The 16,023-nt window shown below is 40.7% G+C and carries 20 protein-coding genes; 6 read left to right on the forward strand and 14 right to left on the reverse strand.

Annotated elements, in window-relative coordinates; genetic code table 11:
* Positions 1–84: 84 nt before the first annotated feature.
* Complete coding sequence (locus ACHSBP_RS02215) at positions 85–804, forward strand: membrane protein (protein ID WP_010562223.1); 720 nt, start codon at positions 85–87, stop codon at positions 802–804.
* A gap of 90 nt (positions 805–894) precedes the next feature.
* Positions 895–1,689, forward strand: a complete 795-nt coding sequence (locus tag ACHSBP_RS02220; RefSeq protein ID WP_010562222.1) for a UDP-2,3-diacylglucosamine diphosphatase — start codon at positions 895–897, stop codon at positions 1,687–1,689.
* A gap of 64 nt (positions 1,690–1,753) precedes the next feature.
* Here the strand turns inward: ACHSBP_RS02220 and ACHSBP_RS02225 are convergent, their stop codons facing one another.
* From ACHSBP_RS02225 to ACHSBP_RS02285, 13 genes are all read right to left on the reverse strand, one after another.
* Positions 1,754–2,275, reverse strand: a complete 522-nt coding sequence (locus tag ACHSBP_RS02225; protein WP_010562221.1) for a DUF3833 domain-containing protein — start codon at positions 2,273–2,275, stop codon at positions 1,754–1,756.
* The gene (locus tag ACHSBP_RS02230; protein ID WP_010562220.1) at positions 2,272–2,769 is read right to left on the reverse strand and encodes a chalcone isomerase family protein; all 498 of its coding nucleotides are present in this window, start codon (positions 2,767–2,769) and stop codon (positions 2,272–2,274) included. Before ACHSBP_RS02230 ends, ACHSBP_RS02225 begins: the two co-directional genes overlap by 4 nt.
* Positions 2,770–2,782: 13 nt before the next feature.
* Positions 2,783–3,283 (reverse strand): DUF2878 domain-containing protein, encoded by a 501-nt coding sequence (locus tag ACHSBP_RS02235; RefSeq protein ID WP_010562219.1) that lies wholly within the window; start codon positions 3,281–3,283, stop codon positions 2,783–2,785.
* Positions 3,258–4,532 (reverse strand): class I SAM-dependent methyltransferase, encoded by a 1,275-nt coding sequence (locus tag ACHSBP_RS02240; RefSeq protein WP_010562218.1) that lies wholly within the window; start codon positions 4,530–4,532, stop codon positions 3,258–3,260. Before ACHSBP_RS02240 ends, ACHSBP_RS02235 begins: the two co-directional genes overlap by 26 nt.
* 2 nt (positions 4,533–4,534) lie before the next feature.
* A complete protein-coding gene (locus ACHSBP_RS02245) occupies positions 4,535–5,260 on the reverse strand; it encodes a DUF1365 domain-containing protein (RefSeq protein ID WP_084616569.1) in 726 nt (241 codons plus the stop codon).
* A gap of 2 nt (positions 5,261–5,262) precedes the next feature.
* Positions 5,263–6,513: an NAD(P)/FAD-dependent oxidoreductase gene (locus tag ACHSBP_RS02250; RefSeq protein ID WP_010562216.1), complete on the reverse strand. Its 1,251-nt coding sequence runs from the start codon at positions 6,511–6,513 to the stop codon at positions 5,263–5,265.
* Positions 6,513–7,235, reverse strand: coding sequence for an SDR family NAD(P)-dependent oxidoreductase (locus tag ACHSBP_RS02255; RefSeq protein WP_010562215.1), 723 nt, complete (start codon positions 7,233–7,235; stop codon positions 6,513–6,515). Before ACHSBP_RS02255 ends, ACHSBP_RS02250 begins: the two co-directional genes overlap by 1 nt.
* Positions 7,232–7,663: a nuclear transport factor 2 family protein gene (locus ACHSBP_RS02260; RefSeq protein ID WP_010562214.1), complete on the reverse strand. Its 432-nt coding sequence runs from the start codon at positions 7,661–7,663 to the stop codon at positions 7,232–7,234. Before ACHSBP_RS02260 ends, ACHSBP_RS02255 begins: the two co-directional genes overlap by 4 nt.
* The gene (gene phrB / locus ACHSBP_RS02265; RefSeq protein WP_010562213.1) at positions 7,656–9,059 is read right to left on the reverse strand and encodes a deoxyribodipyrimidine photo-lyase; all 1,404 of its coding nucleotides are present in this window, start codon (positions 9,057–9,059) and stop codon (positions 7,656–7,658) included. The genes ACHSBP_RS02260 and phrB overlap by 8 nt, the downstream gene beginning before the upstream one ends.
* The gene (locus ACHSBP_RS02270; protein ID WP_010562212.1) at positions 9,060–10,016 is read right to left on the reverse strand and encodes a DUF1722 domain-containing protein; all 957 of its coding nucleotides are present in this window, start codon (positions 10,014–10,016) and stop codon (positions 9,060–9,062) included.
* Between the two features lie 8 nt (positions 10,017–10,024).
* Entirely contained in the window at positions 10,025–10,693 is a 669-nt protein-coding gene (locus ACHSBP_RS02275) for a ChrR family anti-sigma-E factor (RefSeq protein WP_395388048.1), read from the reverse strand.
* Positions 10,686–11,276: a sigma-70 family RNA polymerase sigma factor gene (locus ACHSBP_RS02280; protein ID WP_021033051.1), complete on the reverse strand. Its 591-nt coding sequence runs from the start codon at positions 11,274–11,276 to the stop codon at positions 10,686–10,688. The genes ACHSBP_RS02275 and ACHSBP_RS02280 overlap by 8 nt, the downstream gene beginning before the upstream one ends.
* A gap of 92 nt (positions 11,277–11,368) precedes the next feature.
* A complete protein-coding gene (locus tag ACHSBP_RS02285) occupies positions 11,369–11,929 on the reverse strand; it encodes an LON peptidase substrate-binding domain-containing protein (RefSeq protein WP_010562209.1) in 561 nt (186 codons plus the stop codon).
* A 76-nt stretch (positions 11,930–12,005) separates the two neighbouring features.
* Here ACHSBP_RS02285 and ACHSBP_RS02290 point away from each other — a divergent pair, with 76 nt between their 5' ends.
* The 4 genes from ACHSBP_RS02290 (at position 12,006) to ACHSBP_RS02305 (ending at position 14,986) form a co-directional block, all read left to right on the forward strand.
* A complete protein-coding gene (locus ACHSBP_RS02290) occupies positions 12,006–12,848 on the forward strand; it encodes an EamA family transporter (RefSeq protein WP_395388049.1) in 843 nt (280 codons plus the stop codon).
* Positions 12,849–13,157: 309 nt separating this feature from the next.
* Entirely contained in the window at positions 13,158–13,715 is a 558-nt protein-coding gene (locus ACHSBP_RS02295) for a chemotaxis protein (RefSeq protein WP_395388050.1), read from the forward strand.
* On the forward strand, positions 13,712–14,446 hold the full coding sequence (locus ACHSBP_RS02300; protein WP_010562206.1) for an MBL fold metallo-hydrolase: 735 nt from the start codon (positions 13,712–13,714) through the stop codon (positions 14,444–14,446). Before ACHSBP_RS02295 ends, ACHSBP_RS02300 begins: the two co-directional genes overlap by 4 nt.
* A 204-nt stretch (positions 14,447–14,650) precedes the next feature.
* Complete coding sequence (locus tag ACHSBP_RS02305) at positions 14,651–14,986, forward strand: hypothetical protein (RefSeq protein ID WP_010562205.1); 336 nt, start codon at positions 14,651–14,653, stop codon at positions 14,984–14,986.
* A 140-nt stretch (positions 14,987–15,126) separates the two neighbouring features.
* Here ACHSBP_RS02305 and ACHSBP_RS02310 read toward each other — a convergent pair whose 3' ends face one another.
* Entirely contained in the window at positions 15,127–15,762 is a 636-nt protein-coding gene (locus ACHSBP_RS02310; RefSeq protein WP_010562204.1) for a hypothetical protein, read from the reverse strand.
* Positions 15,763–16,023 lie beyond the last annotated feature (261 nt).

Here is a 16,023-nt window from a genome sequence, read left to right on the forward strand (position 1 = left end):
CAGAATTTAGACCGTAAAGATTAACACGCTCTAGCTTAGCAAAGACGATATTACGAGCGGAAAAACCCAATAACGAGAAAAATAATGAAAAAATCGTGGTTTAAATGGGCGCGTAAGTGCCACAAATGGTTAGGTTATTTACTCGCGTTACAAGTATTCGCATGGTTATTGGGTGGCTTAGTTATGAGTGCGATTCCACTGGAATATGTACACGGTAAACACCTTGCCAAACGACAGTTAGAAAATCCTTTCTCGCAAAATGTATATACAAGTAATTTTGATAACTTTAAGCAATACAATATCGGATTGAAAAATGTCAATTTCTTACACTTCTTAGAGACTCCTGTAATTGAACTAGTCGGCCATAAAGAGCGAGTTTACTTGCATGGCGAAACGGGAGAGAAACTCGAGGCACCTAATAAACAGCAAATTATCAGACAGGCAAAAGCTCATTACTTGGCTGATAGCCAAACCATAGACGCGACCGCATCACTGTTAAAAGAGGGACCGAGAGAGGTCGGTTATAAAAGCAATATTTGGCGTATAGACTTTGCGGATAATGTTAACACTACATTGTATATACAAGCTGATTCGGGTCAGGTAATTACTGTACGTAGCACTATTTGGCGTATTTTTGATTTCTTTTGGATGCTGCACATAATGGATTATGACGAGCGTGAAGATTTTAATAATCCATTATTAATTAGCTTTGCCGCTGTTGCTGTATTGTTTTGTATGTCAGGAATGATGTTGTTGTTTCAAAATATGCCTTTTAGAAGAAAACGAAAAGTTCTGGCAAATTGATTTGTTGTCATAAAGCTTTCTTATAAGTGCCGCTAATTTGTCATCGGATGTTTTTAGCGTAAGACTTATTACACATAAGGAAGCGCGAATATGGCAAAGCAATATTACTCCTGTATTTGGATCTCAGATGTGCATTTGGGTTACAAAGACTGTAAGGCTGAATTCTTACTGGATTTTCTCACCAATACAGAATGCGATGTGCTTTACTTAGTTGGCGATATCATTGATTTATGGTCGATGAAACGACAATTTTACTGGCAACCAAGCCACTATCAAGTGTTAGAGTGTATTCGTAACAAAGCTAACTCTGGCACACGCGTTATTTATATTCCCGGCAACCATGATGAAACCTTTCGCGCTTATGTTGGCGAAGCATTTATGAATGTTGAAGTGCATCGCAGTTTTATTCACACAGCCAAAACCGGTAAGCGTTTTTTGCTTGTGCATGGCGATGATTTTGATTCTGCAACACGTTATAGCAAACTGATCAGTATTATTGGCGATAGCGCATACGATTTTTTACTGTTTTTGAATCGTTGGCACAATCGTGTGCGGCGCTTATTCGGCACTCACTATTGGTCGCTTGCGTCTTGGATTAAAAACCGAATTCATAAAGCACGCCAAGCAATTGCTGCGTTTGAAAAGGCAGCCGTTCACGAAGCAAAAAAGCAAGGTGTTGATGGCATTATTTGCGGTCATATTCATCAACCAGACATTAAAAAAATCGATGGCATTTTGTATTGTAATGACGGTGATTGGATAGAAAACTGCACTGTGCTGGTGGAGGATGAGTCAGGCCGTATTGAGTTGTTGCATTGGTCTGATATTCAAACCAGCTTGAAAGTGGTCGATTTAAGTCAGAAACACAGCGAGCAGGCTGCTTAAATTTGCTTTGATGCTTGAGTTTGTAGATGCTTTAGCTTGAGCTGCGGCATCTAACACCTACTTGCTACTCTTTTTCGATGGTAAGAATGACTTCACCTACTTTGATACCAAACTTAATAATTTCCGTTCGGTTGATAAGGCGTTTTTCATTAATCAAAAACATCCAATCGTCTAGCGTGACTTCGAGCGGTTCGCCTTGGTAGCTTATGACTAATTGATAACGCCAATAAAGTGCAGAGCCTTTAGCCGTGCCCATCGCAGTACCTACCACATCATTGGCGGTGCCTTTGTAATTGCCGCCGCCTAGGTTTTCTAAATACCAAGTACGTGTTTGTTTTTCCCCGTCGTCATAAACAAACCATTCTTCGAGTTTACCTTTATCGTCTTGCCACGTACCCACTAAATCAACACTAAAGCGTCGTGTTAATGCGCCTGAGCGGTCAAGCACTACACCGTGAGCCGTTAGTTTACCGTTAAAGAATTGCTCTAATTTAAGGTCGGGAGAAGTACTTGTGTAATCATTAATATCTGGGCTTGAACATGCTGACATTAATATGGTTAGTGCCACAATTAGCAATCGTTTCATTTTTTATCTCCAACAAGTTTTGCTCGCAATTTTGGGCGAGTGGTTTTTTCCGATAACCAAATATTTAAGAATGCATCGCCAAAATCAGGATCGTTTACTGTGCCTAAAAGCCCTTGGTGATTGAAAAAGCTTGCGCTGTTGTCTTCATTGCGCGTCACAATCAGCATGTCGTTCTTTTTAATGTTAGGCCAAATGGTAGCGAGTTCATCTAGCCACTTGGGTATGTTTTGATGGGTCACGCCAATGTGTTGCCATTGGTCTGCAGTTGCTTCTATTAAGTCCTCTTTGTCTATGTCGCGGTAATAGGTGATTTTAAGCGCGAGTTTAGCGTCGTCAAAGGAGTAACGCGTTTTGCTGCCAAATAGTTCGGCTTTGTATAGGTGCCAAAATAGCACTTTCATTTCACCTTCACCGTATTTAGTAAGTTGGCTTGTTTGTATCGCAAACAGACTTGGGGCGAATAAAAAGGTCGCAAATAGTAATGTTTTAAACATGGCTAACATCCAGTTAGTTGTGTTTAGATTCTACGAGCCTTTGTTTAAAAACGATCAATGCGGGCAGCAGTAGTGCCCAAATAATTGCGTACACAGTAAAGAGTGATAGTTGGCTTAAAGATGTGATGATGGCAGAAAAATTAAGTGCACCAAGGTAACTCAGTGCACCACCAAATGCGCCAATAATGGCAACTAGCCATAGCTTACAATTACCTAACCAACTTAATGAATGATTAATTGAAAGTACAAACATAACCCACAGGCATAGCAGCCAAAGTGGGAATTGCTCGGCGGCAAAACTAATCACATTCAGTTGAAAGAGTATGTAATCAATCACGCAACCAAAAAGGGCAAAGGGTAATAGCTTTGCATCGCTTCGTTTTGTTGGCGATAAAGCAAAGTGAAGGGCAACGATTAATGGAGTCAGCCAGCTGGCATTTGCTGTGAGTAGCGCACAGCAAAACCAAGCTAGCTGAAATAAAACAAGGTTAGTAAGCCAAAATTTGCTGGTCATGATTATCGCGATAATGAGGCTTACGCATAACGAGCTGATGGGTACTTATCACGCGCTCAATGAATGCGCCTTCGCAATAACATAAGTAGAAGTGCCACAGACGCTTAAATTGCTCATCAAAACCAAATTGAGTTAACTCTGACCAGGCGTTATCAAATTTCATGCGCCAATCGTAAAGTGTTCGCGCATAATGTAAGCCAATGTCTTCCACGTTATCGATCATCATATTAGTTTGTTCGGCAATGTGCTGATTCATTACCGCATTAGACGGTAAACAGCCTCCCGGAAAAATATAACGTTGAATAAAATCAACATTATTGCGGTAGTGTTCGTAACGGGCATCTAAAATGGTAATTGCTTGAATCAGCATTAGGCCTGAGTCTTTCAGCAGGTTGTTACATTTAGCAAAAAACTCCGCCATAAACTTGTGACCAACTGCTTCAATCATTTCGATTGAAACTAGCTTGTCGTATTTACCTTCCAGTAAGCGGTAGTCTTTTTTCAGTAATGTGATTTTATCTTCTAACCCTTCGGCTTTTACTTTTTCGACGGCGTACTCGTATTGCGCGTCAGAAATTGTGGTTGTAGTAACCTTGCAGCCATAATTCTTAGCGGCAAAAATAGCTAATCCGCCCCAGCCGGTACCGATTTCAATTAAATGGTCACTTTCAGAGAGTTTAAGCTTGTCACAAATGGTTTTTAATTTATTAAGTTGTGCTGAATGCAAGTCTGTCGCTTCATTTGAATAGATGGCGCTTGAGTACATCATCGTGCTATCTAAAAAGCGGGTGTAGAGCTCGTTACCTAAATCATAATGGGCGAGAATGTTTTTCTTTGAGCCAGATTGTGTATTGGCATTGCCCCAGTGAAACAAAAAGTTTTTAATTTTAGTTAACAGCGATTTTTTAGCTTCTACCTGATCGAGCGTACTGCTGCTGCGGGCAAAAACACGGATTAACTCGGTTAAGTTAGGTGATGTCCACTTTTTGTTGAGGTAGCCTTCTGCTGCTGCAATGCTACCGCCTTTAATAAAATCGATATATAGGCTTGGATCAAGCACTATTAACTTGCCGCGCAATTCACTGTCTTGGTTGCCTAGAAACGTAATCTGACCGTTTTCTTCAATTTCTACGCCGGCATTTTCAATTTGATTCAGTGCGTTTAAAACGAGTGAACGACAGCGTGATGTAAACCACGATAACTCGCTTTCCTGCGCTAGATTGGTTGAGCTGGTACTTTGCTGCTCCATAATTATCCTCTCGCGTTTGGGTGCGCAATAAATGGGATGCGTTTGGCAAAAAGCTTAAGTGCTTGCCAGTAAATGCCAGCGACTACTTTTAATGTCATTGCTGGTGTACTAAGCCATGTTTTAAGCATATTTCTGCGCGAAAATTCGCAGCGTGATAATGCTACTGTGGCGTCAAACACTTTCTCTGATTTATGGTTTTCGATATGAATAAGTACTTTTTCTTGTGGCGCTTTTACACGCCATACATATTGCATATCTAAATCCATAAACGGCGACACATGAAATGTTTTATCCATGCGTTGTTGTTTAGAAATATCCACCGCATAGTAGTGACGCTCTAACCAAGGCGTATTCGAAACTTCAACTAACATGGTTGTACAAACATTATCTTGGTCGTAACAAAAGAAAAAATTTGCGGGGCTAAAATAGATACCGAAATTTCGGCATTGCCCCATAAAGGTTACTTTTGTGCCATCCCAGTTACCACCTAACTGTGTAACTTTACTGGCAATACGTTGCTTTAAGTTGCCCGGTTCACCTTTAATATAATCGTCTTGAAAAAAGCTAATTGGCGCGAATTTTTTAAGGCTAAACAAACGGCTAGTTGTGGCGACTAAGTCTAGTTCGTCTAAATCAAGTGCCAGCATATACATGCTATAGCTAAAGGCATGTTGCTTAGGAGAAAAGCGTCGATGCCTAACTTGTCCACAGTATATGCCGCTATTCATAGTTATAGTTCGCAATCAAAGCGTTTACATACGTCGAGCGCACTGCGAACGCCATCTTCATGAAAGCCGTTATACCAGTACGCACCGCAAAAGTGGGTGTGATTGGTGCCGCAAATTGTGTCTCGTTGCTGCTGCGCCGCCATACTTTGTTTATTAAACACTGGATGATGGTAAACAAAGCTGCGTAAAATTTTGCTTTTATCAATTTGTTCAGTTTGATTGAGCGTAACACAGTAAGTAGTGTCCGTTTTAAGTCCCTGTAATATATTCATATTATAGGTTACTGCAGCAGGGCGTGGGTTATTACTGTCTAAACGGTAATTCCAGCTTGCCCACGCAAGTTTGCGTTTTGGTAGCATGTTTATGTCGGTGTGCAGTACCACTTCATTCTTGCTGTAAGGAATATTACCGAGTACAGATTGTTCTTGCTCGCTCGCATCGCCTAGTAGTTTTAATGCCTGATCGGAATGACAGGCAAATACAACGTCATCGAATATTTGAGTTGTACCATCTGTAAATTCTAAAGAAATACCGGTATTGCCGCGCGTAACTTGCTTAATATCGCAGTTGAGGCGAATTTTATCGGCGAAGCGGCGCGTTAATGGCTTAATGTATTCTCGCGAGCCGCCTTTTATAACATGCCATTGCGGTCTATCGCTGATATTTAATAAGCCGTGGTTATAAAAAAAGCGAACAAAGAATTTCAGCTCGAAGTCTCGCATTTCTTGTAAGCTGGTGGACCAAATAGCCGCGCCCATCGGCAAAATATAATGCTGGCAAAAGAAATCGCTAAAGGCGTGTTGGTCTAAAAAGTCGCCGAGTGTGAGCGCTGGATCTATATCGGTTTGATGTAGCTGCTTACAGAGTTTATTAAAGCGCAGAATATCTTTGATTAGCAACCAAAAACGAGGTTTAAAAATATTTGAACGCTGTGCAAATAATGAATTGAGACCGTGGCCATTATATTCCATTTGGCTTTGCACATTGTGCACGCTAAAGCTCATTTCAGTATCTTTGTAAGCAACTCCAATCTGCGATAATAGCTTTAAAAAATTAGGGTATGTTTTGTTATTACAAACAATAAAGCCGGTATCAATTGCGTGCTTTTCGCCGTTATGCTCAATATCAACAGTGGCTGTGTGTCCGCCAATATAGTCGTTTTTTTCAAATAGGGTGATATCGTACTTTTTTGATAGTAAATAAGCGCAGGTTAAGCCTGAGATACCACTGCCAATAATGGCTATTCTTTTCATTATTTTGTCATCCTAATTGCAAGTTTGCGCCAGATAAAAAACGGTAACAGTGCGAGTGTTTTAAGTATTAAGGTAAAGCGTTTGGGAAAATGAATATCGTAGTGTTTGTTTTTCATACCTCGATAGATTGCCTGCGCAGCTTGTTCACTGGTAATACGGCTAGGCATCGGGAAATCATTTTTATCGGTTAGAGGTGTTGCGACAAACCCCGGGTGAATTGTACTTACCCCAATATTGTGGCGTGCTAAATCAATGCTTAGAGTTTTCGCTAAATAGCTTACGCCAGCCTTTGACGCACCGTAGGCTTGTGAGCGAGTAAGTGGCACATAAACAGCACTTGAACTCATTAAACCAAGTTGCCCGCCCGTATTTAACTGGGGCAACCACGCCTCTAAACAATAACCAACAGAAATAAGGTTGGTGTTGATCACGCGGGCAAACAAATCACCATTGAATTGTTTTGCGTTATCTATGTATTCACAGGTACCCGCGTTTAATATGATTTGATCGAGTTTGATGTTTTTATCTAACGCGCTAAATATTGCTTGCTTGTCATTTAGATCAAAAACCAGCGGTATGATGCTGTTAAATTCGCTTGCGAGCTTATCGAGTTTCTCTTGGTTGCGCCCACACGCGTACACAGTAAAACCTTGAGTAGCATAGTATTTAGCGAGTGATTCACCAATGCCAGATGAGGCACCTGTAATTAGTACCGTATTCATGCGGTGGCACGCTTTTTAACTAAATTTATTAACCCGCCAAGTACAGGAATATGTTGATAAAGCATGTCGGCAGCGTTGAAATAATCGCGGTGAAAAATGACTTTGCCGTCTTGATACTCAAGGTAACTGTTGCCGTCAAATGACACTTCTTTGCCTGCTTTAATTTTGCTATGCGAGAAGTACATGGTCCAGTAGAGGCTAACGGCATTATCTTGTTGCAGTACCTTTTTCATTTCAAAACGCCCAGCGTCTAGGTTTTCGTACAGATTAGAAAAATACTTGGTAAGTGCAGATAGGCCATCAATGCGGTGCAGTGGGTCAATAAACACAACATCTTGATGATAAATATTAGCTAGTAGCGACAAGTTGGCGCGATCCAACTTGTTGTACATAGTTAAAAAGTCATCAATATGCTGTGTGTTACTCATCGTTATTTAACTCTTTCTGATAATAATCAAGTGCCTGTAAGCGGGCTTCTTTTAAATCTACCAGTTGTGGCCAGTAGCTGTGATTGCCAACCGAATTTAAATAGGTTTGTGGTTGATGAATATACTTAAGCGGTACATTCTCAAGTTCTGGTAAATACTTACGAATAAAGCTGCCGTCAGGATCAAACTTTTCACTTTGCGTTATTGGGTTAAAAATTCTGAAATAGGGTTGTGCATCGCAGCCGGTGCCTGCTGCCCATTGCCAGCCACCGCTATTGGCGGCAAGGTCGCCATCAATAAGGTGCTGCATAAAAAAAGCTTCACCTAAGCGCCAATCAACCAATAAATGTTTGGTTAAAAAGCTTGCTACAATCATACGCAGGCGGTTATGCATCCAACCTGTTTGCTTTAACTGGCGCATAGCAGCATCAACGATCGGAAATCCAGTTTTTGCCTCACACCAAGCGGTAAACTTAGCGTGATCATTTGGCCAGTCGAAGCCTTTAAATTTGCCTTGAAAGTCGTGCAATTTGTTTAGATTTGGAAATGACAGCAGCACGTTGCGATAAAACTCACGCCAAATTAGCTCGTTTAGCCAAGTAAAAATAGGCGCTTTTACATCTTCAAGTATGTGCGGGTAATAGGATAATAGATCGTATAAAACCCTTTTAGGGCTAATTGCGCCAATGGTTAAGTAAGGTGAGATACCACTTGTACCTTTAATTGCTGGGAAATCCCGATCGCGCGCGTAGTCGATAACTTTATCATTTAAAAAGCGAGGTAACACGTGTTGCATAAACTCGTGTGCCAAAGGCCATTTACTTGAATCTTGCTTGGCATAATTAAATGTAATGTTACTGGCTTGATTAGGGCTTTCTTCACTTTGTTTAATTGCTGCAAGATAATTTTGGTTAAAGCCATGCTGCTGCAGCGTTTTTACCCATGCTTTTTTGTATGGCGTAAAAACTTTGAACATTTCATTTTGTTTATTAAGCACTGCGCCATAAGGCAAAATGGTGTCAGCATCGTATAGCGTTAGCTCCAGTTGCTGCGCAGCTTTGTTGTCACGTATTTTTTCACGTAATTCCGGTTCGCTGTTAGCTACCACCGAAGTAATGTCATTTTCTTGGCAAAACTCTGTTAGTTGGGCAATTTGTTGCTCAAAGGTATCGCATTCAATAAAGCTCACTTTAATTCCGAGCTTGGCAAGCTGGTCGCTAAACCAATTTAAATGACGCTCAATAAAATCAATTTGAATGCCTGAATGATTGTGAGCTTGCCAAGTTTCATAGGCAGTAATAAAAACTGCATGTTGGCAATTTTGTTGTAATGCATAAAATAAAGCGGGATTATCGTCTAAACGAAAATCCCGTCTAATCCAGTAAAGAGTACTCATTTATAATCCGTATCTAAGCTTTAAATCCTTTGGATAAGGGTCTAAATAAGCTTGATTTGCCAAATAATCGTTTGGATAAGTTTGCAAATGATGGTTGATCAATGTGAGTGGCACCATTAACGGCACTAGCCCATCGTGATAAGCGATAATGTTTTCGCTAAGTTCTTGTTTATTCTGCTTAGTTAGATGCTTTTTAAAATAACCTTGAAGGTGTTGCAAGGTATTCGTGTGATTTTTTCGAGATGCGGGCTTTTTAAGAGCCTGCATTAGCATCGAAATGTATTTATCTGCTAATTGTTCCACTGGTAAGTCGTTTTCTTCACCAAGCATTCTGCCAAGGGCTTTGTAGGCAGCTACATTATGGCTCATAACTAAATACTTTTGCTGACCATGGAACGTTGTCAACTTATGTATCGTAAGCCCCGATGCCACAAGGTTTTGCCATTTTTTGTAGGTAAACACCCGCAGTACAAAATTTTCGCGTAGGTGCGGATCGTTAAGGCGGCCATTTTCTTCACAGGGTAAATTTGGGTTAAGCGCCATTACTTGCTTAGCAAATAAACCAACGCCATCGTGTTCACAACCTTTGCCGTGCTCATAGTACACTTTTACACGTTCCATACCGCAACTTGGGCTGCCTTTCATAAACACAAAACCACTTAAATGCGACATTTTACTTGCTGATTTTTCAGCGTATTCGTTCATTTTTAGCGTAACGTCCATGCTGCCATCGGGACGTGACACATGGATCATATCGTCGCGCTTGATTTGCCTAATAGTAGGGCGCGGCACAGGTAACCCAACCGCGACCTCAGGGCAAAACTTTTGGTACTCGACAAACTTTCCTAGCTGGTTAACGCAAAAATCAGATTTTTTATGGCTTTTGTCAAAGCGTACTTGGTCACCTGTTAAGCAGGCGCTAATACCAAGTATAATTTTATCCTTATCTGTAACCATGGTCCCTCCTAGTAAATAAATTTACCGATTGGATTAAGTAACTTGCTTAAGCCTTGTGTAAAGTGCAGCGAATCACTTGAAACAGTTAAGCATAGGCAGCCGTGTTCTGTAATTGGATTATGTGTATGTTTTCCATCTAACCAAATAAAGTCGCCTTTATGATACTCACCCATATCGTCTTTGAAACTACCATCTAATAATAGTGTAATTTCAAAACCATTGTGAGTATGTTCAGGCACCGAGCCGCCACGGTCAATGTGCAACAAGCTAGTATGCAAATTAGCGTCTTCTAACCCAATGCGCGAACGTGATAGTTTGCCTAGGTTAGCCCAGCTACTTAGCTCTAAATTTTTCAACACTTGAGGCAAGTAATAGCTATTTTCTTTCAGTGATAACTCAATCGGTTGCGCTGCAACGACATCATCAATACTGTCATCAAGCGTAATATCGTTGATTAACGCATCTAAATCGATACCTGACGGTAAATCAAAGTTGTCGGTATCATTATTGGTGTACGTAAACGCGCCTTTTGCCGTTTCAGCTGTGAGTGCTTCTACTTGCTGTTGGCAATGGGGGCACAATTCAATATGCGCAGCTATAACAACAGAAATTGATGCTGGTAATTCACCTGCACAATAGGTTTTGAGCAGTGAAAGTTGTGGGTGGTGCTTAATCATTGTCTGCTCCTATGTGCTGTCTCAATTTTGTTAGGGCTAAACGCAGTCGCGATTTAACGGTTCCTAACGGAATGCTTAAATTCTTTGCAAGTTGCTCTTGTGATAAGTCTTGAAAATATACGCCTTGAATAATTTGTCTTTGATTATCAGGAAGGCGGTTTAAATATTGCGCGATTTGCTTGTCCATCAAATGGTCGGCAAAAACATGTTCATCAGAGTTTTGCGCCTCCGCTAACGGCCAAATATCATCGCTTAAAGTGTCTTCGTGGTTAGCCTGAACTTTACGCAACATATCAAAGCTGATATTACGCATTACTGTGTAAACCCAAGTTGTCGCAGCGCCTTTCTCTGGATTGTAAAGGTGAGCCTTGCGCCAAACGTTCGTCATTGTTTCTTGCAGTAATTCTGAAGCCATAACAGGGTTGTTAAATTGCTTTCTGCCAAAACCTAAAATTTTGGGTGAAAACCATTTAAACAGGGACGCGAAAGATTGCTTGTCTCGCCTCTCAGCTATGTCATTTAGCCAGCTAGATAGCGTTTTGCTGTCAATTTCTTGCCCATCTAAATTTGCGTTTTGCTTCATCGAAGATCGGTGATTATTGGTTGTTGTTGATATCATCATAGCGCTCTGACAATAAAATCATAGTAGACAATACGCTGTAATCACAAAAGCGATCAGTTTTCTTGACCTAAAATAATAGTTTTTAAAAAATCATCGGCTTGAGTAAAACTATCTGCGTTAGTAAAGAGTTGTTTTTTCTCGAAAGACAGCGGCAAAATTTCTAAAAACCTCGCACAAACCCAGTTAATATCGTCAAACTTTGTTTCAGGATACAAAGACGCCTGCTCAGGAAATTCTTCAAACACATGATGTAGCTTAGCGGCGAGCACTGAGTGGTGTTGTTGTTCGCATTGCTGCGGCCAGTGAGGCACTTCGCTGCAATCAGCGAAACGCAAGTTATCTTGATCCATAGTTACATTTTTGATGGTCACAAGGCTTTTCGCCTTAATATCAATATGCAGCAATTCGCCTTCCTGGTAGAAGTTAATAATATCAACCCAGGCGCCGAGTTTAGGCACGTTTAGCTCAGCTTGATGATCGTACAAACACAACACAAAACCATTTTGTTGGCAGGCAATCGACACCATTTTGAGATAGCGAGGCTCAAAAATACGTAGTCGAGTTACACCTTCGGGCAACAAAAATATTGGCAATGGAAATACTGGTAGATTCATAAGTAGCTTATTTTGAACAACATAATATGCTTATACGTATTGTTGCTAAAAAAGATCCATCTACAAGGAGATTACTTTGTCTTGGTTGTTTTTGTTGTTGGCAAGTTTTGCGTGGGTACTATTTGATTTTTGTCGAAAACGTCTGGTTGAAAATAATAGTCCTTTACTGGTTAGTTTTGTTTTTAGTTTGTTCACGTTACCTGTTTACTTGGTTTTTTGGCTGGCCACTGGTTCTTCCCAATTGCCTCAAGTAATTGCTTATTATGTGTTTGCCAGTCTAAGTGGCTTGTTGGCAGCGCTTGGTGCGGTATCCTTTATTTCGGCGCTTGGGCGAGGTCGTTTTTCTATTTTGCTGCCCATGCTCGCGCTGACCCCTTTGATTGCAGCGCTACTTAATGCAGTCGTTTTTTCAAATATTCTTAGCTGGCAGGCGTATACGATTATTGGTATTTGCGCTTATGCCACGTATCGGCTGCTTGGTGAGGGTTTTGCTATTACAGAGTCGGGCGCTGGATTTATGTTACTCGCGGCATTTTCTTGGGCGGGCTGTATTTGCCTCGATCAATTTGTATTACCACATACATCGGTGAGTTTTCATGCGTTGTGGGTTAACGTAATTATGGTCCTAGTGCTTTTTTGTTCGCTTGTTACTAGGCGAAAAAGTGCACTGTTGCCAAGGGGGCGTAAAATCTATTGGGCGATTGGCTTGTGTGGTTTTGCAGCTGCGGTACTACTACAATTTAGTGCACTCAGATATTTAGATGCCAGTATTGTTGAGGCGGTAAAGCGTGCGATTGGCATTGTGGCTGCGATGATTGTGGGAAGCGTTTTTTTGCGAGAAAAACTGAAACCTTATCAGTATGTATACGGCGTGATTATCATCTTTTCAGTATTAATATTTAGCTTTGTAACTGAGTAACACAGATCATGTTATAAAATTAATTTAAATTTTTTTGAACTTCCTCAAAACGGCTGTGTCTATTGAAATACAAGAAAGAGATTTCTTGTTTAGATATTTCCCTGAAGCATTAGTTGTTGATGATGCACTTTCGGCTCACATCCCTGTGAGCCTTTTTTATGCCTGTAATAAATCTAAATTTACATTTTTCTCGGCAAAATTCTTTTTTATTTCCTATATTTGAAAGTACTTACTTGAGCGTTAAATATCTCTATGGATAGCATCAAAAAACATCCGGAAATAAAGTGTTTTGTTACCGTGGCGACAATTGTGGCACAACTAGAAGTGATTTTGACTGAAGCAAAAAGCTTATCGCTTACCTCCAAAAACGCCAGAGTTGTCGCAATTAGAGCGGGGGAGGCTGCTTTAGGCTTCAAATCGATCACCAATTTTATCAACGAATTTTCCGCGCGCACCATTCAAACAACAGAACATATTAATCTACACGCTAGCCAGTTGTTTCGGCTCGCGTTACATCATTTGCGCGCTAGTCAATTCGAGCAGCATCTAGCTATTAGCCTTTCATTGCTTGATCATCCACAAAGTCGCGCATTACATCACAAGGCGGCAGGGCAAGTGAAAGATGCGATGACAGCGCTTAAACATGAGCTGCAAAACTTACAGTGGCAATTTGAAGAAATAGAACAACAAATGCGCGCAGCCGAATACATCGCAGTGACGTCGCGCGTAGAAGCATCACAGGCAGGTGAGTTTTGTGCCAGTTTGGAATCTGTTTCAGACTATATAAGCTCCGCAGCAATGCGTATTAAAGGCGCGATAGAGACTAACCTCAGCACACTCGATGAGTTAGAAAGGGTATTTAAATGAAATCGACCGATTTATACCAAGGTAAACATCACAAATGGATTGTGTTTGGCCGCGATCAGGGAAAATCAGAAAAAATAATTGATACCAACCAATATATGATTGTGACCAACCAGCAAACCATGTTGTTAGATCCGGGTGGCATAGAGCTATTTTCTGCGATGTTGGCTGGCATATTAAGTCATACTGAACTCGAAAAAGTGACCACCTTATTTGCATCACATCAAGACCCAGATATCATTTCATCACTGGGTTTATGGGATAAAACTATTCCAAATGCCAAGCTATACGCGCCTTGGCTGTGGGAAGGGTTTATTCGCCACTTTGGTATGGATAATATTGAATACAAGTCGATCCCTGATGAAGGGCAAGAATTGCGCTTAGATGGTGTGACGTTTCGTTTTATTCCAGCCCATTTTTTACATTCCTCGGGTAACTTTCATGTTTATGATGCTGAAGCCAAAATCCTGATGAGTGGTGATATTGGCGCTGCGCTTGAAGAGCCAGATGCCCCCATGTTTGTTGAAGACTTTGCCAAACACGCCGATAAAATGCGTTATTTTCACCAGCGCTGGATGCCGTCTAATAGCGCGAAAAAGAACTGGATTGCGCGCGTACGTGAACTTGATATAGACCTGATGGCGCCACAGCACGGGCGGATCTTTAAAGGTGAGGCAGTACAAGAGTTTCTTGAGTGGTTTGATAATTTGGAAGTTGGTATAGTGAATTCGTAAGTTGATAACTTGAGCTCACAGTTAAAAACATTCTAAATTGCTGATAAATTATAATAAAACTTATGTAAGCGCTTATCTTATGCTTTTTGAAATTGCCTTTTGTGTTAGTTAATTTGGGATTCATTGCGAACCAGCATAATGAGTAATGCGTAAATTAAAACGTAATGTGTTTTTGAGTTCAGGAATACGATTAAAGGAAACGGTATGACAAGGGTTTTAGTTGGATTAGCTGTATTGTTTGCATCATTGGCATTACATGCAAAAGACCAAGGAAAAGTACAAGCGCTGTATGATTTTGACCATAAAGTGCATTATCGCCAAACACAGTTGGCTGATAACAAATACAAGCTGTCTATTCGAGAAGGCAGTTATCAAGAGTTTGCTAAGCAATCTGTATTTATGTTGCGCCACAGCGCAGCGCTGTGTAAAAGCGATAAATTTAATCTTAAGTTTGTGTCGGGAATTCAAGCGTTTGAAAAATTCCCAACAGAGCCTAGAGCAAATCCAGGCCCATTAGTCGCTGAGTTAACCTGTAGCTAATTATGCAAGTGAAATAACGAATATGCTAATAGCGTTAAAGTTTTCGATGTAGATTAACTACATACGAAAATTCTACTTTGTTAGCTTTTCATCATCTCGCGTTATTTCCGATTACGTAACTAGCATTATGGGTATCGCTGTTAATCTTGATAGCCCCATGGCGCAGCAGGTGGTGTAATGGGGTTAGTTAAATCAAAGTCTACTCTAAACTCGCGCCCTTCACGTACTAAGCGATAGGTATATGTCTCTGGGTAAATGAAAATCTGCCATGTATTTCCATTCGATTGTGGAATTCCTTGTTTTACAAATAACTCTTTTGAGTATTGATCGGCAGGAAAAGATTGTGCGTGCTGCCAGCCAGCATCAACCGTATGGCCGCCATACATAGTTGATACATCGTACTCACCGTTACTCATACGGTGATCGTGCTTCAAACTTAAGCCAGAACCAGTTTTGGTAATAATCCATGTGCGTGATGCATCGTCACCAACATGAAATGGAATTTGTAGTTCAGTATCACTGCATTTACGCACGTGCATTACTAGTTTTTTACCGCTGAAAGAACCATTATCTTGGTTATCAACCGTTACTTTCCCTTGGTATGCTTTACCGCAATGAGCGCGTAATTTATCGAAAAAAGCGTCGTGGCTAGCAATACTAACTTGTGGTGCTGGTTTGACTACCGTTGGGCCGAGGTTTTTTGCGCTGCTCGCTGCAAGTGCTGAGGCAGGTATTAAGCTGCTAATGAGTGCAGCGAAAGCAAACTTATATTTCATCGTGTAATTCCATATTTCTATTTGGTAGCCCAGGGGGAGCTGTAAATTAAGTTATGAGGTGATCTTTCGTAACGCTGTGGAAAAGTACACTTGTAGATAGCACAGCAAAGATCAACTGCATCTAGCATAACATTCATTTAGCATAACAAAAGTGTGTTGAGATGAGGTTAACGATGTTCACTATGATGAAGCTAGCAAAATAGCAAAATAGCAAAATAGCAAAATAGCAAAATAGCAAAATAGCAAAATAGCAAAATAGCA

It is taken from the genome of Pseudoalteromonas sp. XMcav1-K (assembly GCF_044005875.1).
GTDB lineage: Bacteria > Pseudomonadota > Gammaproteobacteria > Enterobacterales > Alteromonadaceae > Pseudoalteromonas > Pseudoalteromonas spongiae.